This is a genomic window from Litoribrevibacter albus, from assembly GCF_030159995.1.
In the GTDB taxonomy this organism is placed as follows: Bacteria; Pseudomonadota; Gammaproteobacteria; order Pseudomonadales; family Litoribrevibacteraceae; genus Litoribrevibacter; species Litoribrevibacter albus.
This window is the reverse complement of the sequence record NZ_BSNM01000009.1, coordinates 88,361-107,319: the sequence shown is the minus strand read 5'-3', so window position 1 is coordinate 107,319 and position 18,959 is coordinate 88,361. Positions and strand designations below refer to the sequence as shown.

Sequence of the window (18,959 nt, the reverse complement as noted above, 5' to 3'; positions counted from 1 at the left end):
TTCAGACCTGCTTTTAAGCCTTATCCTCTGAGAGCTCATTTGGTTCAAGTCTTGGTGAATCTTGATTTTGTCATCGCTCAATATGAAAAAAGCCCCATATTTGGGGCTAAGCTCATCATCGCGATGATAAGAAAACGTATTTAGGTGGTCGAGTACTTAGGTGTTATGCAATTAATTCAAAGTCGTCCTTTGATGCCGAGCAATCCGGGCACGTCCACTCGTCTGGCACATCTTCCCATCTGGTTCCCGGAGGAATGCCTTCATCCGGCCAGCCCAGGGCTTCGTCATAGAAAAGATCACAGCATTGGCACTGATATTTTTTATAATCCATCGTCTTTCTCGCTATTCAATCTGGTAACTGTTCAATCCAGTTACAATTCAATCTGTTTAATTCAGTATTATTCGTTGATTTCTACAAAGTCGGGTTTGTCTCTGACAAAGCATTCCGGGCAAGGGAAGTCGTCTGGAATGTCTTCCCATTCAGTGCCTGGCGCGTAGCCTTCTTCTTCGCAGCCCTGTGTTTCATCGTAAACATAGCCACAATCCGGACATTGATACTTGCTCATTATTACTACCTCTTAATAGTGAGTACCTCTAAATAGTGAGTACCTCTGTATGAACGTTACTCGCTGGTCCTTCCTAAGGTTTTTACTTGGGTTCATTCTCAGGACGTGGCGACCTGCGGATTATGGTATTTGTTGAACAGTTTGTTTTTAGAGGCTGGATCCATATTCACCAGAGACATATTTCCATTCGCCCACTTAACGACACGGTGATCCATAACCAGTCTCCATAGTGGTGGTACCATCGCCAGAGCCATCATTGCCGGATAACCATGTGGCAACTGAGGCGCTTCTGGATAATCTCTTAGAATCTGATACGCACGGGTTGGATGTGCATGATGGTCTGAGTGACGTTGTAAGTGCAGTGTAATCAGGTTGGTGGCTTTGAAATTGTTATTCCATGAATGTTTAGGTTGGCAGCGCTCATATCGACCGTCTTCGCTTTTCTGGCGAAGTAAGCCGTAGTGCTCGATGTAGTTTGCCATGGTGAGCTGGAACCAACCATAAGCTGCTGTCAGTAGTAAGAAAGGCAGAGCCATCCAGCCGAAAGCAGCTGTCATCAGGCCATAGGCCACGAAGGTAATCGCCAGTGTTTGTAACAGCTCATTGTCTTTTGAGAAGAACGACTTGTTCAGGCGCTTTAATCGGTCGGCCTCCAGTTTCCAGCCGCGATGTGCTGCTCCCGGAAGCTCACGAAGTGCAAACTTATAGAGGGATTCCCCCATGCGGGAAGAAGCCGGGTCTTCCGGGGTCGCAACGTGTTTGTGATGACCTTTGTTATGTTCAATATTGAAATGAGCATAGCCACTGCAAGCCGAGCAGATCTTGGCAGCCAGAGTCTGATGTTTGTCTCTGACCTTGTGGCCAAGTTCGTGGCTGATGGTTAGGCCGATGGCATGCAAAGCTCCGACACTGAGTACCGCACCTAGGATGTCGTACCAGGCCCAACTGTATTGAGTTACCACATAAGTCATCGTGATAAGGCCCGCCCATTGAGTGGCCGTCGCCAGATACAGGATGTTCTTGTAGTAATTATCGTTGCTACTTAACTCGACTTCTTCTTCCTTAGAGGGGTTGTAAGGATCTTCACCCACTATCGTATCGACGATAGGAATGATGACAAAGAAGATGGCAGTGAAGCCCCATAGCCAGCCTCCTTGGCCGGTGATTGCGGCCAGCAGGGCGGTAGCTAACAGTGCTGCTGGTGCAATGAAGGTTACTAAGTACCAATATTTCTTCGCGGTTGCCCAGTGACTGTTGTCTTTGGGACTGTTGTCTTTAGCTGAACTCAACGAGCTTGCGGTATTCATTTCTGACATGTTTTCCTCCTATGGATCATTCTTTGATCTTAATGTTGGATTGTCCGACAATTTATCAAAACAAAAGCAAAGAGGTAATCCCAACTTTAGTTAGGTATTTCATTACGGTTCTTAGGGTTGTATGAGTGTTGTATGGAGTAGAGGCGTGAAAGAACAAAAGAAGACTCATAAAGACAGGCTTTAAGGTCGCTGTCTTGATGAGTAGCATCTATAAGGCTAGACCGATTTATTTCATACAGACTAGTCGCGGGAGAGTAGTGCCTCTATGAGTAATACGTAAGATAAGCGAGGAAAGAAGGACAGATATCATTGGTGGGATAAATTAATCACCGATTTTCTGGAAGCGTGGTTTCGTTTCGCCGTTAATGGTGATGGTTTCGGTAAACATATCTAATGGTCGAACCCAAAACCCTTGCTCACCATAAAGCGCTTGGTATACAACCAGCCATTCTTCTGTTTCACTGTGTTGAGCGGTACCAAACACGCGGTATTGTGGGCCTTTATAGTGCTGGTATAAGCCCGGTTCTACTTTATGGCTGCCATTTGTAAGTGGAAGTTCAATCATAGAATCTGCTCCTGAGAAATTCTGTCCTGAGAAATACGGCATTGTACAGGGCTTATTGATTGTATGGGAACAGAACTCCTGAGATCCGCTTTAGATGGTCGGGAGAGTTCCATATAATGCGTTTCTTTTATTCATTCTCGCTACTACAGGGAAAGCGATGACTCCAGCGATTAATGTGGCGAAAAAAGCCAAAATATCATTTCAGGTCCATCAATACGAGCACGACGCCAATGCCGAATCCTATGGTTTGGAAGCGGCTGAAAAGTTAAATATTGATCCGTCACTGGTGTTCAAAACGTTACTGGCAGAGGTGGACAAGCAATTAGTGGTGGCTGTACTGCCAGTTAGTCACCAACTAAATTTAAAAAGCTGTGCAGCCTCGTTTAAAGCTAAAAAAGCGGTGATGGCGAAGGTGGAAGACGCTGAGCGTGCTACCGGTTATGTGGTTGGTGGTATTAGCCCTTTAGGACAAAAGAAGCGTTTGAAGATGGTCATTGACTCTTCGGCTCAGCACTTGCAAACGATCTTTGTTAGTGCCGGGCGGCGAGGGTTGGAGATTGAGTTGGCATCGAGTGATTTAGCCCAACTGACAGGGGCAATTTTTGCAGATGTTTGCGCTTAGCTAATATTCGTTAAACGAGTATGCTTTAAACGAATATGTGTTAAATGCATGATTGTTAAATGAATGTGTCAGCTGATCTGAACTGAATAGACCGTCTTTTTTGCAGGTGACGTTGTTATAGCAAGTAACGGGTGGGGTTTGTCTATTCAAACTGTCAGTTTTACTTTTTTGGAGTCAACATGGATGTTTTTACCAACTTCATAGACGCAGCCAGAGAATTCTTACCAGTTTTGGTGAGTGTGGCGGTTGTTTTTCTGATCTTGTCATTGGCCAATTGGTTTTTCTTAGGACGGCGACTCAGACTCGGTGCGGAAGCAAAGCTTCCCAGACAGTTACTGATGTTGTTACTGAGTATCTGCGGTCTTTTGACCATTGTTTTATTGCTGCCAATGTCAGATTCCACACGGGGTCAGGTGTTGAGTTTGCTGGGTGTGGTCTTCACCGGTGTGATTGCCTTGTCTTCCACCACCTTTGTTGCGAATGCCATGTCAGGTTTATTGTTGAGGCTCATCAACAGTTATAAACCGGGAGACTTCATTCGCATCAATGGCAGCTTTGGACGGGTAACTGAGCGTGGATTATTCCATACTGAAATTCAGACGGAAGATCGTGATTTAACGACTTTTCCTAATCTGTATTTAATCTCAAATCCTGTCACTGTGGTGCACAGCTCCGGCACCATTATCACGGTCGAGTTGTCGTTGGGCTATGACGTGGCCACCTCTAAAGTTGAACCTCTCCTTCAAAAAGCCGCGATTGAGACAGGGCTTACTGATCCGTTTGTGCTGATTACCAACTTGGGGGACTTCTCCATTAGCTATAAGGTTGCAGGCTTCTTAACGGATGTTGGTCAGTTGGTGACGGTACGTTCCTTGTTGCGAAAAAATGTGGTTTCGATTCTTCATGGTGAAGGCATTGAAATTGTATCGCCTGGCTTTATGAATCAGCGGCCGTTAGATCCTAAACAGAAAGTGATGCCAAAAGGTCAGAGTCGATCTGAATCGAAAGATGATCTGGCAGCGACTCCTGAAAGCTTGATGTTTGATAAAGCAGAAGGCGTGACAGAGTTAGAGCGCCTTCGTAAACATCGTCAGGAATGCAGGAATCAGATTGATACGCTGGAAGAGATAAAAACCAAATTAATCGATGCGGAAGCCATCGAAAAACTGGATAATCAGCTCAATACCATAAAGTTAGAAATCAATCGTACACAGCAAGCGATTGATTTGATGAAATCGAAATCAAAAGAGGCGTCTTAATGGCACGGCAAAAGAACTCAAAACTTGTGTTTTCTACTGAATTCGGGCGAGCGTGCCCTGAGTGTGGAAACCCTGTAGATCAATGCAGCTGTGGTAAGGATGAGGGTATTCCTGAGGGTGATGGCATTGTTCGAGTCAGTCGTGAAACCAAAGGTCGTAAAGGCAAAGGTGTAACCTTGGTTACTGGGGTTCCGGTGACCAAAGATGAGCTGAAAACGTTAGCCAAAGAGCTCAAACAAAAATGTGGAACGGGTGGCGCACTTAAAGATCGTGTTATTGAGATTCAAGGTGATCAACGAGATCTTCTCGTAGAGCTTCTCAAAGCAAAAGGTTTTCAGGTTAAAAAAGCCGGGGGTTAGTGACTTGGCATTAGGTTGTTATCGCCAATATCTTGCTTAGCTACTCAAATAAAAGAACCTGCCAATTGTGCAGGTTCTTTTGTATTTGGTAGGGCGGAAAGTGGGGGTTCACTCGTTGCTAAGAACAAAGCTTGTAGTGATTAAAACTTCCCTTTGATTAAACCGTTGATGGTGAATCGCGTTGGATTCAATGAGTCAATCAACTCTTGATGTAATAGCAGTGGATCATTCTCAACCATTGCACAGAGTAATTCAGAGCACAGAGGAATGGTAGTCAGTCCTTTTGATCCATGTCCTAAGTTTGCGTATAGGCCAGGGTGATAGCTGCCAGGTTCCTGATAGGGCCACTTTCTGTCTTTCGCTAGTTGTTGATACTGATCCAGCATCGCATCATGATCGTTGATCATGCCCACTACAGGAAGCCGATCACTTGTAATGCATCGTACCGAGGCTCTGCCTGTAATTTGTTCTTCATTCAGTTCGTCCAGTACTTTGAATTCAGTTGAAATAGACTGGAGTTTAGAGACATTGGTTTTGATGTCCTCGTTACGATAGCTGGCGTCGCTGTCTTTAAGGTCAAAGGTGGCACCAAAGTTTAACTTGTTGTTGTCGCTTGGCGTCACGTAAGAATCTGCACAAATTACAGTATTTGGTGCCTCAGCGGATGTTGTTGCAAGATCAACCTGACTCACTTGTCCTCGGATCGGTGTTAATGGCAGGTGTTTCATCTGCTCAAACTGATTCGCTTCCCAGGCGGAGCAGAGGACCACTATGTCCGCTGATAACACTTTGTTTTTTGATGATATAGTGTCTTCTGATGATCTAGCGTCTTTTGATGATTCATTCGAAAACGACGCTGTTTCAAGGGTGACATTCCAGATGCTGTTCGTTCGTTCAACAGATGAAGCCTTGGTGTTGCAGATGACCTGAATATTAGAGTGATTCAACAATGCACGACAGGCTTCTGCCGGATTTACCCAGCCAGAGTCCGGGTAGAACAGAGCATCGAAGTTTGTGTTTAAATCAACGCCTGCCTTTTGTGTTGCTTGTTCTGGCGAAAGCTTTTGATTGAAGCTTGTCCCCAGATACTTTTCATTCACTCGAGTTAATTTGAGCGCCTCTTTTTCGGATTGAGCCAGTTGAATCAAACCGGCTTGCTGCCATATCTCGCTCTCGGAAAAATGCGCTTGATAATGCTGTACGGCGTATTGAAACGAAGCCAGGTAGAACGAGTCTTCTTTCGTCTCTTGTACCGAAGGCTTGGTGTACAGCACACCTTGATAGTTGCCTGAAGCGCCACTGGCGACACATTCACCTTGCTCTAGTACGGTCACTTGCCAGCCTCGGTTGGCGAGTCCATTGGCAGTGTGTGCTCCTGCTAAGCCAGCGCCAACGACAATGGCTGTTTTATTGGGGTGGCTCAGAATCGGTGTCTGATACCAAACCTCTGTGTTGGCGTTGGAGTTATGAGGGGCATTGGCTTGAACGAAATGGCCGTGGATCATGTCCCGCTTTCTACCGAAGCCTTTGGCTTTCTTGAACTCAAATCCATGATTGGTGAGTAAATCTTTAACCACTCGGGCAGCGGTAAAGGTCGCAAAACTGGTCTTCTGATGGCTTAACCGTTGGATCTGTTGGAATAACCGGTCAGACCACATTTCCGGGTTTTTGGATGGCGCAAAACCGTCAAGAAACCAGGCGTCGATAGAAGCGTTCAATTTTGAAAAAGATTCAGCGGCATCACCAAAGGCAAGAATGAGCCGAATTTTGCCGGAAATCCGTAACGTTTGTAACCCTGTGCAGACCTTTGGATAGGAATTCATCAGTGGTGTTGACCATTTCTCAAGTTCAGGCCAAACAGAGAGCGCTTTCTGCAAATCCTCATGTGTTAGCGGATACATCTCTGTGCTGACAAAGACAAGTTCATGATTGGAATTGGCCATATGCTCATCCCACAGTTGGCAACACGCCAGAAAGTTAAGCCCGGTTCCAAACCCTGTTTCAGCGACCACAAATGTTTTGCGTTCGTCCTGCTTCGACAGTGCCTGAAAACGCTCTGGCAGTTGGTTATGTGCCAGGAATACATGCCTGGTTTCGTCCAGTCCTCCAACTTTGGAGAAGTAGACGTCATCAAATTGTGAAGAACAGGGCGTTCCGGTTTCGTCCCAAATAAGATCGGCATGTTTCATGAGTAGAGTCTTTGTAGAGGATGTGTTTAAAGCGTTGAGTGGTCAGATGCTGGCTCAAGGAAGGCGATTATAAGTCTGACGTATTGGAAAGGAAATGAGTTAGCTCAGGGAATTGCTTAGTGACATAAACGAGGTAGAGCACTTACCCCGTTTATGTCTACTACTAAGACTTGGATACTAAGATTCAGCTGCAGTCGATGCATCAACGGTTGCTGTTTCTTCTTTTACTTCGTAGGCGCGCTTAATGATGACGTCTGATACAGGCATGAATTTGTGTTCTTGGTAGCGAGTTGTTTGTACTTTGGATATTTCATCAATGATAGTGAAACTGTCGTTTGTTATTTTTCCAAAAACAGTGTACCCATAGGTTTCTTGTGTTTTTCCTTGATGATTTAAATGAAGGTTATCTACAAGGTTTATATAAAACTGCGATGTAGCACTGTTTATCGCTCTGGTTCTTGCCATTGCCACAGTGCCGCGTGAATTGCTCAATCCATTGGTGGCTTCGTTTTCAATGGGAGTACTGGTTGCTTTGCGAACTTTTGCTGTTGTAAATCCACCTGTTTGAATCATGAAATTAGGGATTACGCGGTGGAAGATAACACCATTGTAAAAACCGTCGTTCACATAGTTCAGAAAGTTCTCGACTGTTTTGGGTGCTTCATTAGGGAATAATTCGATCGTGATGTCGCCTTTGTTAGTCTCCAGCACTACTTTGGGTTCGCCGTCTGCAAAGCCTGCAAAAGATACAAGAGTAAGGGCTGTAGCAACAAGGGTGTTACGCATCATGTTCAGTAGTTTCATGATAAATACGGTTCCAAATTCAATCTGTTCAAATTTAATATGCAGCAAAAAGCCGAACGTAAGTCCGGCTCGAAACTTTGCGGGAAAATTATAGGCCTGAGTTACCCCAGCCAGAGTCTTTACGTTTACGAGTGGCGATAATCCAACCTAGACACGTAAACACGAATGCAATGGAGGCTCCGGTTAACCACATGCTTTTTGTGGTGTCGTTTTTAAGGCGAATGTTGTCCGCTTCAAGGAGATCAATTTTATTCTTGAGCAGTTGTGTACTTTCAGTCAGCTTGCGATTGTCTTCATTCAATTTGATCGCGTTAGCTGAAACTTCAGTGATCTCTTTTAGCTGAGAAGAGAGTTCTGCGTTTTCTTTTTCCAGACGAGTGACGGATTGCTCAAGGCCGCTCTTCGCGCCTGATAGTTCTTTACGATTGGACTTTAGCTCTTTGTTTTGTTCAATCAACTTGGCTAGCTGAGCTTCTGCTTCTTCAAGTTTGATGCTGGCAACGGGTTCGTAACTTAGGTATTGGCTTTGAATCCAGCCTTCAACGCCTTTTGTCGTCATAACTTTTGTATAGTTTTCGTCTTCTGATACTTCCAAAACTGTCAATTTTGACCCGGTTTTTAACCCTTTATGAACGATACGGAAGGCAGTGCCTTGGCCGCTACGAAGTGGAACATAAAGAGTGTCTCTGATGTATGCAGTTTGCGCTGATGCAATATCCATAGCCAGTAATGAACCGGCCAGGGTAATGATTTTAAATAGTTTTTTCATTGTTTTATTTGCCTTTTCCATGTGCCAGATGTTCGCCTTAAGTACGGTTAGATAAAAACATTAAGGCAGCACTTTTTTAAAAGGTTTTACTATTACTGATTGATATACGCCTGCTGCAACATAAGGATCTTCATCCGCCCAAGCCTGAGCAGCGTTCAAATTATCAAATTCAGCAATAACCAAACTACCTGTAAACCCATCTTCACCAGGGTCTTCAGAGTCTATAGCCGGATGCGGGCCTGCAACCAAAAGGCGGCCTTGTGTTTTTAATTCTTCCAGACGCGCCAGATGAGCTGGCCTTGCTTCTTTGCGTAATGGAAGACTGTTTTCAACATCTTGGCTAATAATTGCGTAATACATATAACAAGCTTTCCTAAAAATTTAAAGTTCTGAGCTAAGACTTTATTTAGATGATAAGTTCAGAAATCGACTGAAATTCCCGGTCTTTCATTATTCTGCTTTATCTACGTTAATCTCTTTACCGGTTATTTCTTTGTCATCTTTCATATGTTGGGCCATATAAATCCCCTGAATAATGACAAACACAAAGGTCATGCCTAACAGGCCAAACAGTTTGAAATTAACCCAAGCATCTTCACTGAAATTGTAGGCAACATAGATGTTTGCCGCACCTGCAACAATAAAGAAGCAAACCCAAGATAGATTCAGGTTTTTCCATACATTGGCTGGGAGTTCTATATTGCCGGACATCATCATTTCGATAATGGTTCGCTTACCAATAAATTGGCTTCCCAGGAAGGCCACAGCAAATAACCAGTTCAGTAGTGTCGGCTTCCACTGGATAAAGGTCTTGTCATTAAGGGCAATTGTTAAACCGCCCATAATCAGTACCAGTGCAAACCCGAAAATATGCATTTTCTCTACTTTTCTGTGTTTTACCCAGGTATATAAAATTTGTAGCGCGGTAGAAGGAATCAGAATGGCCGTGGCTAGAATGATATCGTTGGTATACTTATAGACAGCGAAGAAAATGGCGATGGGGAAAAAATCAATTAAGAACTTCATAATAGCGACACACTGTTTTCCTAAAGGGTAGGCGGATGAAACAAATAGCCTGCAACGCAGGTTAATGGCAAAATGATAAAGGTTTTTAACTGGAAGTGAAGGGGTTAACCGCTGAAATGCAGCAGTTTCGACATAATATTGATCTGCATTGCCACACAACGGTGTCAGATGGGGCATTATCACCCAATGAATTGATCGAGTTGGCAAAAGCAAATGGCATTGAAGTGTTGGCGGTTTCCGACCATGACACGCTTAATGGCTTTCGACGATCAGAAGCGTTAGCGGACGCCGCTGGTATTACCTTGATTCCGGCGGCTGAGTTTTCTACCCGAATTGATCGAACGAATGTTCATGTGGTTGCTTTAGGCGTGAATGTTACTCACCCTGCTATGTTGAAAGCGGAAGCTTTTCAGGATGAGATTCGATTACAGAGAGCAGAAACCATTTCTGCCAAGTTGGAGAAGCACTTGGGCTTGTCTGATGTGTTCAGTCAAGTTCAAGGTATAGCTAATGGCAGTGTGATCGGGCGCCCTCATTTTGCCAAATTCCTGGTTGAGCAGGGTGTGGTTTCGAGTATGGATGCGGCTTTTAATAAATTTTTAGGTGCTGGCAAAATTGGTGATATTAAGCTTATTTGGCCTGAAGTCGGTGATGTTATCGAGTGCATTCATGAGGCGGGTGGAAAAGCCGTTCTTGCTCATCCGCTTAAATATAAAATGACCAAAACAAAATTATCTCGTTTGATTGATGATTTTTGGGATATGGACGGCGATGCCATTGAAGTGGTCAGTAGTCGTCAAACAAAAGATGATACTGGTTGGATGTTAAGACAGGTTCAAAAGCGTGACCTACTGGCTTCGTTTGGCAGTGACTTTCATGCATCCACCAGTTGGTCTGATCTGGGAATGTTTAGTGCCATTCCAGAGGTTGGGCTAGACTTTGTTCATAATGCTGTGTTGAAAGAACCCAAAGTTCTTACACAGGTTGATCCGCTTTTTGATAAGCAGGCTGAAAACTGAGTTTGTTTTAATAGAAGCTCTTATTGAGAAATACCAATGAGCCAATTTTTTCAGATACACCCTGAAAACCCTCAACCCCGATTAATTGCCCAAGCCGCCGAGATCCTGAAACAGGGCGGCGTTGTTGTTTATCCCACGGAATCTGGTTATGCGCTTGGATGCCACTTGGGGGATAAAAAAGCACTGGAACGTATCAGAACGATACGACGCTTGGATGATAAGCATAACTTCACATTAATGTGTAAGGATTTGTCCGATATTGCGACTTATGCGCGTGTTGATAATGACATGTATCGTTTACTGAAGTCTCATACGCCTGGGCCTTATACCTTCATTCTGAAGGCGACACGAGATGTTCCTCGTCGAGTATTGCATCCTAAAAGAAAGACCATTGGCATTCGTGTTTCAGAAAACTTGATCTGTCATGCCATGTTAATGGGGTTTGTTGAGCCGGTTATTTCAACAACACTTATTCTTCCTGGTGACGAACTTCCTCTAACAGACCCGTACGATATTCGTGACACTATCGGAAATCAGGTGGATCTTATTATCGATGGCGGTTTTTGTGGCTTTGAACCAACAACGGTAGTCAATTTATCGGACGATGAAGTACAAATCCTTCGCGAAGGTGCAGGGGATGTTACCCCGTTTCAGTAAGGCGTAAGAAATCTTCCCTTTGAATCAGAAAAATCATGATTCCCTACCAATAATCGCGCTATAATGCGCGCTTTATTTTTGGTCCCGAGGTTTTCGGGAGTTATATAAGAGTTTTTAAATTCTACGATACGTTTTTAAACTCTATGAATAGTTGTTAAAGGAGTTAAACACGGTGGACTCGCAACGCCGCATATTGTCAGGTATGAGACCTACGGGTCGTCTGCATTTAGGTCACTACCATGGTGTATTGAAAAATTGGGTAAACCTACAGCACAACTACGATTGTTTCTTCTTTGTTGCTGATTGGCACGCATTAACCACGCATTATGCTGAGCCTGGTGACATTGAACATCATACCTGGGATATGGTGATAGATTGGTTAGCCGCTGGTGTTAATCCAGGCTCATCCACCATGTTTATTCAATCCAAAGTGCCTGAGCACGCAGAACTGCATTTGCTGTTATCTATGATGACACCACTTAGTTGGTTGGAGCGTGTACCAAGCTATAAGGATCAACAGGAAAAGCTGAAAGACCGTGATCTTTCGACCTATGGTTTCCTTGGTTATCCGTTGCTTCAGAGCGCAGACATTCTTATGTACCGTGCTGGTCAGGTGCCTGTGGGTGAAGATCAGGTGTCTCACATTGAATTGACTCGTGAAATCGCACGTCGTTTCAACCATATCTATGGTCGTGAACCAGGTTTTGAAGAGATGGCCGAAGCCGCTATTCGCAAGATGGGCAAAAAGGCTTCGAAACTATACAAAACCATGCGTAAAGAGTTCATGGAGCAGGGTAATGTAGAAGCGCTGGAGAAAGGCCGGGCGCTGCTTGATGATCAGCAAAACATTACGATTGGTGATAAAGAGCGTCTGTTAGGTTATCTGGAAGGTAGCGGAAAAGTCATTCTTCCTGAGCCACAAGCTTTGCTAACGCCTGAATCTAAAATGCCAGGCTTGGACGGGCAGAAAATGTCTAAGTCCTATAACAACACCATTGCTTTACGTGAAGAGGCTTCGGTTGTTGAAGAAAAGATTAAGCGCATGATGACTGATCCTCAACGTGTTCGCTTGACTGACCCGGGCGACCCTGAGAAGTGTCCTGTGTGGCAGCTTCATGAAGTCTATTCAGATGACGATGTGAAGGATTGGGTTCAGAAAGGATGTCGTACAGCAGGCATTGGTTGTTTGGATTGTAAGAAACCGGTTATTGAATCCGTACTTAAAGAGCAGGCTCCAATTCATGAGCGTGCCGTTGAGTATGAAAACAACCCTCAGTTGGTGAAAAACATCATCAAAGAAGGCAGCGAAAAAGCACGAGAGGAAGCGCGAGCAACCTTGATTGAAGTAAGAGATGCAATGGCATTATCTTACCGAAATTAATATCGTGTGTTTGATATTACGTTGCGTTTGAGTCTGTTTGATTTAAGAGCGCAATGTATGAGTAAACCCAGATCGCTTAGTGAGGCTGTTCTGGGTTTTCTTCTTTCATCGAGTGTCGTATTCAATTGATGCATTGATCAATGATTGTTGGGAAACAATAGGAATACTATGTCAGATTCTGATATTCAATCTGCAGAAGCGTCTCCTGAATTAGAGGCTGAGCAGGCTATTTCTCCTGAATCTTCGGAAACGTCAGGTTCTGAAGTGTCTGTTTCTGAAGCAATCAGCGATTCAGCAGAACGTTCGTCTCAAGATGACGTATCGACTCCTACCCAGCACCAATTGCCGTTGGCAAAAGTGGCTGGCCAGCCGGTTACTGAATTACCGCAAGATCTGTATATCCCGCCTGAAGCTCTAGAAGTCTTTCTTGATGCTTTTGAAGGGCCGCTGGATTTATTGTTGTATCTGATCCGAAAGCAAAACATTGATATTCTGGACATTAACATCAGTCAGATCACGACTCAGTATATGGAGTATGTTGAGCTGATGAAGGTTACTCGCTTCGAGCTGGCTGCCGAGTATCTTGTGATGGCTGCAATGCTGGCTGAAATTAAGTCCCGATCTTTATTGCCTCGACATAATGAGGATATAGAGGAAGAGGAAGACCCAAGGGCTGAGTTGATCAGGCGCTTGCAGGAGTATGAGCGCTTTAAGGTTGCGGCAGAGAATCTTGATGAAATCCCTCGCGTAGAGCGCGATGTGATGTTGGCGCCAGCGAGAGATGATGAGTTTGAGCATGTAAAGCAACACCCTGACGTGGATCTTCGAGAAGTGTTGCTGGCAATGTCGGATGTGCTTAAGCGTGCAGAAATGTTTGAGCATCACCATATCTCCAGGGAAGTCCTATCGACCCGAGAGCGTATGTCACAGGTTTTAAGCAAGTTAAAGTTTGGTCAGTTGATGGCATTTAAAGACTTGTTTTCAATCGATGAAGGCAAAATGGGTGTGGTGGTAACTTTCTTGGCGATCATGGAGTTAGTTAAAGAGTCTTTGGTGGAGCTTTCTCAATCTCAAGTGTTTGGTGAAATTCATGTTCGTGCCAAGCAGAATGTGATGGAAGATGATGTCAGTGAGCTTGATCAGAGTGATGAGCTCGAAGTCGAGATGGCGGCAGAGGGTGAGGCTTCTGAAGATGCTGAGATAGCCGAAGATTCTGAAATAGCCGAAGAGGTTGAGGCGGCCCAGCCGGATAGTGAGCAGGACGAGAAGGATGACGAATAAAATCAGTGCAAAATTGCTTGAGCAGATTATTGAAGGTGCTTTGCTGGTTTCTGGTAAGGCGATTTCTGTTTCGGATGTGAAGGGCTATTTTGGTGAAGACGATGTTGTTCCCCATCATTCTGATATTCGTGCTGCCTTCCAAAAATTAGTAAAGCGCTACAAGGCTCGCGGTATTGAATTGAAAGAGGTGGCATCGGGCTATCGCTTTCAAGTGGCGGAGCAAGTGGCGCCTTATGTGATTAAACAATGGGAAGAGAAGCCGCAGCGGTATTCCAGAGCGCTGTTGGAGACGCTGGCTCTGATTGCCTATCGTCAACCCATTACTCGTGGTGATATTGAAGATATTCGCGGGGTTTCAGTAAGCAGTAACATCGTTCGAACTTTGCTGGAACGAGAGTGGGTGAGAGTGGTTGGGCATAAAGATGTACCTGGTCGACCAGCGCTTTATGCCACAACCAGTAAATTTTTGGATTACTTTAATTTGAAGTCTTTGACGGAGTTACCTGAGCTGTCTGAAGTCAGGGATCTTGAGCAGATTAATCCCGAGTTGGATTTTGGTGATGAATACCTTCCTTCAGCGCCTATGGAGCAGGTTGATCAGGGTGCCGAATTTGACGGGGAATCAGCGGACATGATTCCTGATACTGAAGAGCCTGTCGATGTTGCTTTGGATGAGGCTAGTTTAGCTGACAAAGAAGAAGTTCGACTGGCCAAAGAAATGGCACAGAAGGAAAAAGAACTTCAGCAAGAGATGGCTGCGCGTGAAGAGCTGACGGACATTGATCGATTCAATAAGGCTTTCGAGAAAATGATCCGTTCACCAGAAGCTCAGCGTGGACAAGTGGTTTCGTCTGGTGTTGGTACCGATTCTACTGATGGTTCAGGGGTGGTGGATGCGGATGGAAATCAGCAAGCTGATGAATTACCAGGTTGGTGGACTCAGGCTCAAGCTGATGCTGAGCCGGAACACCAAGATGTTTCTGAATTTCAGAGTATGGAGCCTGAGAAGTCTGTGGCTTCACGTTCCCGCTTTGCCCAGTTAGCTGATCGTCTAGAATTATCGGTTCAAGAAGTTGAGCAGCAAGAGTTGTTAGTTCAGGAAGCTGATGATGAATTGAGTGAGTATGAGAACCACGGCTCGGTAGAGGCGTCTGATCTTGAAGTGTCAGGGGTTAGTGGATTTGAAACAGGTGCATCAGATGATGAGATGTCGACTGCGCTGCATCAAGTGGAAGTGGTTGAGCCTAATAATGAAGATGCGGAAGTCAAACTGACAGAGCGCACCTTTGGACAGAAAATTTCTGGCGATGAAATGTCAGAAGCGGATATTGAGCGTTTGATTCAGCAAAAATTGGCTGAGCAAGCGGCTTTGTTGAATCAACGTCCTTCAGAACAGGACTCTGAAGATGAAAGTGAATAGCACTGGATAGGGAAGCCAATCAGTGCCTTGAGGTTAAAACATGAAAGAAAGAATACAGAAAGTGCTAAGTCAGATTGGCTTGGGATCTCGTCGAGAGGTTGAGCGCTGGATTACTGAAGGACGTATTAAGGTCGGTGAAACGGTTGCACAGTTGGGTGATCGAATTGACTCCAGAGATCAAGTGTTTTTGGATGGTCGAAAAGTCGAATTGAAAGGTTTGGATGAAGGTCAGTGTCGAGTACTTATTTATAACAAGCCTGAGGGTGAAGTATGTACGCGAAATGATCCGGATGGTCGTCCAACCGTTTTTGATCGTTTGCCAAAAGTAAAAGGGCAGCGCTGGATCAGTGTTGGTCGTTTGGATGTGAATACAACAGGTTTGTTGCTGTTCACAACGGATGGTGAGCTGGCCAATAAGTTAATGCATCCTTCAACAGGCATTGATCGTGAGTATTTATGTCGTATCCACGGTGAAGTGGACGAGCCAATGGTTAATCGTCTACTTGAAGGTGTGCTTCTTGAAGATGGTATGGCTCAATTCACTGACGTGGTACACGGTGGTGGTGAGGGTCGAAACCAGTGGTTTTATGTCTGTTTGATGGAAGGACGTAACCGTGAAGTTCGACGCTTGTGGGAATCTCAAGGTGTAGAGGTTAACCGACTGAAGCGTGTTCGCTATGGTTCAGTATTTATGCCTTCTGAGTGTAAGGTGGGTACTTGGGTTGAAATGCCAAACAAAGAAGTGAATGAGCTTCGTACTCGTTTAGGTATGTCCAAAATTGCCTTTACTCGTCGTACTCAGCAAGAAAAATTAGATATGGGTCGTCGTAAGCGTCAGCAACAGCATACTCAACGTCGTGTGGCTAAAAAACGTCGTTTCTAACGGAAGGCTTATTGGATCAGTAAGTTTGAGTGTGAAAGTAGAGAGTAGCGAAGGCTACTCTCCAGATCGTGTTTGATTTCTTCCTGAAATCTTTGCTTGATATAGAGCTTTATCCGCTCTTCCTACCAATGTTTCAGTTGTGTCGGTGCTGCGGCAACTAGCTACGCCAATACTGGTAGTAACTGCAATGTTGGATTCCCCGCACTTCATGGCGTGGCGTTCCAATCCTTGACGGATGCGCTCAGCAATGATTTGAGCTCCGTTATGATCAGTTTTGTTTAAAACTAACAAAAATTCTTCGCCGCCGTATCTGAATAGCAGGTCGGTTTGACGGCTTGCGCGATTGATGATTTTGGCGGTTTCCTGAAGAATTAAATCCCCGGCGCTGTGGCCATAGCGATCATTCACTGCTTTAAAGTGATCAATGTCCAGCATTAGAACAGACATAGGCTGATTGTGGCGTTTTGATAGTTCTACTTCACGATCAAGCGTTTCATCCATTGCTGCTCTGTTCCATGTGTTGGTCAGAGGGTCTTTTCTTGCTGCCATAATGGCTGAGCGATACGCTAATGAATTTCTTAATGGAAAATAAAGCGTGCTGAATAGGCCTTCAAGAATGGTTAGCTCTTCTTCAATGAATCGTTTAGAGCGGGAAAGGGTAATTTCGCCCATCGCCTCAGTCTCTGACGATAATTGATAAGTGCAGCGATGCGTATGTTGTTGTCCTAGATTGACGGTCAGCTGATCGCTGTCTTTCATTTGGTAGACGATACCTCCCACCTGAACAACCTGTTGCACTTCTTTATAGAAGATGGTCAGAAGTTTTTCTACATCCAGAGTAGTTTGTAATTGAGCAGTCAATCGTTGACGAACTTCTTTTTGGCGTTCTTGTGTCTTTACAAGATTGGTGAAAGCCGAAAAGGATTTGGCATCTTTCAAAGAAACTCGTTGTCTTGGTTGAACTGTTGTAACCATACATACCTCTGGTTCTTAACAATCGTGTCTTTAATGACGATGATTAATATGATTTTTAGTAATAAGAGCCAAAGGTGTGCCAATAATAAAAATTATAAATAAAACAGTTAGTTATAAGGCTATCTATCTTGAGGTGACGGTTTTCTGATGGTTTGTTGACGCCTTTTAAATAGGGCGGCAATATTTTGCCGTCATGGTTATGACGTTAATTATGGGGTGTTGTTGCTTTGTTGTTTTAGGGTTGGTTTTTTGACGTTGATAGGTTCTTTAGGTTGTTTTGGATGATTTTCTGAAGTTTGCCGCTTTGTTTTAGTGCTTCTATTCCTTGATTTAATTGTTTAAACAGCTTTGCTTCGTAGAGGCTGTTTCTTGATGTAGCAATAAAGGTGTTTTCTTGGCTTATTTCAGGGGGGATATATTTAATATTTTGGGCTTGGTTGCTGTATCTTGATCCGTTGAGTAAATGTTGTATTACCAGTTCGTTACCTACCATGAAATCAAGGTGTTCTCTCAAGAGCATGTCCAGGCCTTGTTGGTAACTGTTAACTTCAGTGATGTTGAGGTTGTTTGAGAGATCCTCGTGGGTAGAGGAATGCCGAATCATTCCGATTCGTTTGGAGATTAGGTCGTTGAGGTTGTGAGTTTTTATTGGGTTGCTTGTCAGTGTGTATAGCACTATTTTGGCGTTTATAATCGCATCGGTGTAGTGAAAGAATTGTTCTCTTTCTGTGGTTTTGTAAAGCCCTGCGATGATGTCTGCTTTTCCTGATTTTGCTTCTATCAATGCGCGAGCAAAGGGTTTTATTTTAAAGCGGGGTTTGAAGTCGGTGTTCTCAAGGCTTTTCTGGATGACTTCTCCAATGATGCCGTGGTTATCTGAATGCTTGGTGTAATAAGGTGGGAACTCTGCGCCTACAATATTAATGGTTACTTCTTCAGAGTGGAGAAAGGCAGCGTAAAAAGATAACAGAAAAGCAATCAGGGCTCTAAGCATGTCGGCACTCTTTGAACGATGTTTTTATTATAGTGCGAGCAGTATAGCTGGATTTTGGGTTGTATTGGGGAGTCGTGAACGTGTTTGTTCACGACTTTTGTTTACTTTTGGGTGTTTGGTTATTGGGCGTTTAGCTGTTGTCCGGTTGTGCCGACGCTGTCATCGCTCATTAGATAAAGATATAGATTCATGATGTCAAATGGCGATGGGTTATCATTCGGGTTTTCACCTGGGTAGGCCCATGCCCGCATTTCTGTTTTAGTTGCGCCTGGGTTGATCGAGTTAACGCGAACTTGAGACATGCCTGATAGTTCATCTGCCAGGGTTTCCATCAGTCCTTCGGTAGCAAATTTAGATGCAGCATACGCACCCCAGTGTGCTCTTCCTTTTCGGCCTACACTGGAGGACGTTAAGATAATAGATGCAGGACGCTCATGCTGCATAAGCGGCAGCATCGCTTGTGTCATCATGAAAGAGCCATTGACGTTCACTTGCATCACTTTCATCCAAAGCGAAGGGTCATAGGACTGAATAGGGGAGCGAGCGCCTAAAATGCTCGCGTTATTGAGCAAGCCATCTAGTGTGCCGAATTCTTGTTCTACCAGTGCGGCAAGTTCTTCATAATGTTCTGGTTGTGCAAATTCGAGATCGAGAGGGCAAATAGCAGGTTCGGCGTACCCGGCATTGACGATTTCGTCATAAACAGGATTAAGTGTTTTTTCTTTTCGGCCGTGTAGTAGGACTGTGGCGCCGTATTTTGCGTAAGTGATAGCGGCAGCTCGTCCAATGCCGGCTGCAGAACCTGTTACTAGAATTTTTTTACCTTTAAGGCAGTTTTCTGGGGCTTCGTAATTAAACATCTTAAATAAGGATC

At 44.4% G+C, this 18,959-nt stretch carries 21 protein-coding genes; 9 read left to right on the top strand and 12 right to left on the bottom strand.

The features are described from left to right. Positions 1 to 163: 163 nt before the first annotated feature. The 4 genes from QQL66_RS06425 to QQL66_RS06410 form a co-directional block, all read right to left on the bottom strand. Positions 164 to 331 carry a rubredoxin gene (locus QQL66_RS06425; RefSeq protein WP_284380124.1) on the bottom strand — a complete coding sequence of 56 codons (168 nt, stop codon included), beginning with the start codon at positions 329 to 331 and terminating at the stop codon, positions 164 to 166. Between the two features lie 67 nt (positions 332 to 398). Further along, on the bottom strand, positions 399 to 566 hold the full coding sequence (locus QQL66_RS06420) for a rubredoxin (protein WP_284380123.1): 168 nt from the start codon (positions 564 to 566) through the stop codon (positions 399 to 401). A 98-nt stretch (positions 567 to 664) separates the two neighbouring features. Beyond that, complete coding sequence (locus QQL66_RS06415) at positions 665 to 1,882, bottom strand: alkane 1-monooxygenase (protein WP_284380121.1); 1,218 nt, start codon at positions 1,880 to 1,882, stop codon at positions 665 to 667. 322 nt (positions 1,883 to 2,204) lie between these two features. Continuing rightward, the gene (locus QQL66_RS06410) at positions 2,205 to 2,447 is read right to left on the bottom strand and encodes a DUF1653 domain-containing protein (protein WP_284380120.1); all 243 of its coding nucleotides are present in this window, start codon (positions 2,445 to 2,447) and stop codon (positions 2,205 to 2,207) included. Positions 2,448 to 2,604: 157 nt separating this feature from the next. Here QQL66_RS06410 and ybaK point away from each other — a divergent pair, with 157 nt between their 5' ends. From ybaK to QQL66_RS06395, 3 genes are all read left to right on the top strand, one after another. Then, on the top strand, positions 2,605 to 3,069 hold the full coding sequence (gene ybaK, locus QQL66_RS06405; protein ID WP_284380119.1) for a Cys-tRNA(Pro) deacylase: 465 nt from the start codon (positions 2,605 to 2,607) through the stop codon (positions 3,067 to 3,069). A 179-nt stretch (positions 3,070 to 3,248) separates the two neighbouring features. Further along, positions 3,249 to 4,328 carry a mechanosensitive ion channel family protein gene (locus QQL66_RS06400; protein ID WP_284380117.1) on the top strand — a complete coding sequence of 360 codons (1,080 nt, stop codon included), beginning with the start codon at positions 3,249 to 3,251 and terminating at the stop codon, positions 4,326 to 4,328. After that, on the top strand, positions 4,328 to 4,687 hold the full coding sequence (locus QQL66_RS06395; RefSeq protein ID WP_284380115.1) for a translation initiation factor Sui1: 360 nt from the start codon (positions 4,328 to 4,330) through the stop codon (positions 4,685 to 4,687). The genes QQL66_RS06400 and QQL66_RS06395 overlap by 1 nt, the downstream gene beginning before the upstream one ends. Before the next feature lie 140 nt (positions 4,688 to 4,827). Here the strand turns inward: QQL66_RS06395 and mnmC are convergent, their stop codons facing one another. From mnmC to QQL66_RS06370, 5 genes are all read right to left on the bottom strand, one after another. Beyond that, the gene (gene mnmC / locus QQL66_RS06390) at positions 4,828 to 6,876 is read right to left on the bottom strand and encodes a bifunctional tRNA (5-methylaminomethyl-2-thiouridine)(34)-methyltransferase MnmC2/FAD-dependent 5-carboxymethylaminomethyl-2-thiouridine(34) oxidoreductase MnmC1 (protein WP_284380113.1); all 2,049 of its coding nucleotides are present in this window, start codon (positions 6,874 to 6,876) and stop codon (positions 4,828 to 4,830) included. Positions 6,877 to 7,053: 177 nt separating this feature from the next. Continuing rightward, positions 7,054 to 7,680, bottom strand: a complete 627-nt coding sequence (locus tag QQL66_RS06385; protein ID WP_284380111.1) for a peptidylprolyl isomerase — start codon at positions 7,678 to 7,680, stop codon at positions 7,054 to 7,056. Positions 7,681 to 7,768: 88 nt separating this feature from the next. Then, positions 7,769 to 8,449 carry a TIGR04211 family SH3 domain-containing protein gene (locus tag QQL66_RS06380; RefSeq protein WP_284380109.1) on the bottom strand — a complete coding sequence of 227 codons (681 nt, stop codon included), beginning with the start codon at positions 8,447 to 8,449 and terminating at the stop codon, positions 7,769 to 7,771. 60 nt (positions 8,450 to 8,509) lie between these two features. Then, a complete protein-coding gene (locus QQL66_RS06375) occupies positions 8,510 to 8,809 on the bottom strand; it encodes a YciI family protein (RefSeq protein WP_284380107.1) in 300 nt (99 codons plus the stop codon). 90 nt (positions 8,810 to 8,899) lie between these two features. Further along, positions 8,900 to 9,475, bottom strand: a complete 576-nt coding sequence (locus tag QQL66_RS06370) for a septation protein A (protein WP_284380105.1) — start codon at positions 9,473 to 9,475, stop codon at positions 8,900 to 8,902. Positions 9,476 to 9,591: 116 nt separating this feature from the next. Between QQL66_RS06370 and QQL66_RS06365 the strand changes: the two genes are divergently transcribed. From QQL66_RS06365 to rluB, 6 genes are all read left to right on the top strand, one after another. Then, positions 9,592 to 10,494: a PHP domain-containing protein gene (locus tag QQL66_RS06365; RefSeq protein WP_284380103.1), complete on the top strand. Its 903-nt coding sequence runs from the start codon at positions 9,592 to 9,594 to the stop codon at positions 10,492 to 10,494. Positions 10,495 to 10,530: 36 nt separating this feature from the next. Then, positions 10,531 to 11,151: an L-threonylcarbamoyladenylate synthase gene (locus QQL66_RS06360; RefSeq protein WP_284380100.1), complete on the top strand. Its 621-nt coding sequence runs from the start codon at positions 10,531 to 10,533 to the stop codon at positions 11,149 to 11,151. 172 nt (positions 11,152 to 11,323) lie between these two features. Further along, positions 11,324 to 12,532, top strand: coding sequence for a tryptophan--tRNA ligase (locus QQL66_RS06355; protein WP_284380097.1), 1,209 nt, complete (start codon positions 11,324 to 11,326; stop codon positions 12,530 to 12,532). Positions 12,533 to 12,700: 168 nt separating this feature from the next. Next, complete coding sequence (locus QQL66_RS06350) at positions 12,701 to 13,813, top strand: segregation and condensation protein A (protein WP_284380095.1); 1,113 nt, start codon at positions 12,701 to 12,703, stop codon at positions 13,811 to 13,813. After that, entirely contained in the window at positions 13,803 to 15,233 is a 1,431-nt protein-coding gene (gene scpB / locus QQL66_RS06345; protein WP_284380092.1) for an SMC-Scp complex subunit ScpB, read from the top strand. The genes QQL66_RS06350 and scpB overlap by 11 nt, the downstream gene beginning before the upstream one ends. A 40-nt stretch (positions 15,234 to 15,273) precedes the next feature. After that, positions 15,274 to 16,116 carry a 23S rRNA pseudouridine(2605) synthase RluB gene (rluB, locus tag QQL66_RS06340; RefSeq protein WP_284380091.1) on the top strand — a complete coding sequence of 281 codons (843 nt, stop codon included), beginning with the start codon at positions 15,274 to 15,276 and terminating at the stop codon, positions 16,114 to 16,116. A gap of 54 nt (positions 16,117 to 16,170) precedes the next feature. On the opposite strand, the gene QQL66_RS06335 is transcribed toward rluB, so the two are convergent. The 3 genes from QQL66_RS06335 to QQL66_RS06325 all read right to left on the bottom strand — a co-directional run bounded on the left by QQL66_RS06335 (position 16,171) and on the right by QQL66_RS06325 (position 18,945). Beyond that, a complete protein-coding gene (locus tag QQL66_RS06335; RefSeq protein WP_284380090.1) occupies positions 16,171 to 17,091 on the bottom strand; it encodes a GGDEF domain-containing protein in 921 nt (306 codons plus the stop codon). A gap of 235 nt (positions 17,092 to 17,326) precedes the next feature. Further along, positions 17,327 to 18,085, bottom strand: a complete 759-nt coding sequence (locus QQL66_RS06330; RefSeq protein WP_284380089.1) for a substrate-binding periplasmic protein — start codon at positions 18,083 to 18,085, stop codon at positions 17,327 to 17,329. A gap of 119 nt (positions 18,086 to 18,204) precedes the next feature. Continuing rightward, entirely contained in the window at positions 18,205 to 18,945 is a 741-nt protein-coding gene (locus tag QQL66_RS06325; RefSeq protein WP_284380087.1) for a YciK family oxidoreductase, read from the bottom strand. Positions 18,946 to 18,959: the final 14 nt, after the last annotated feature.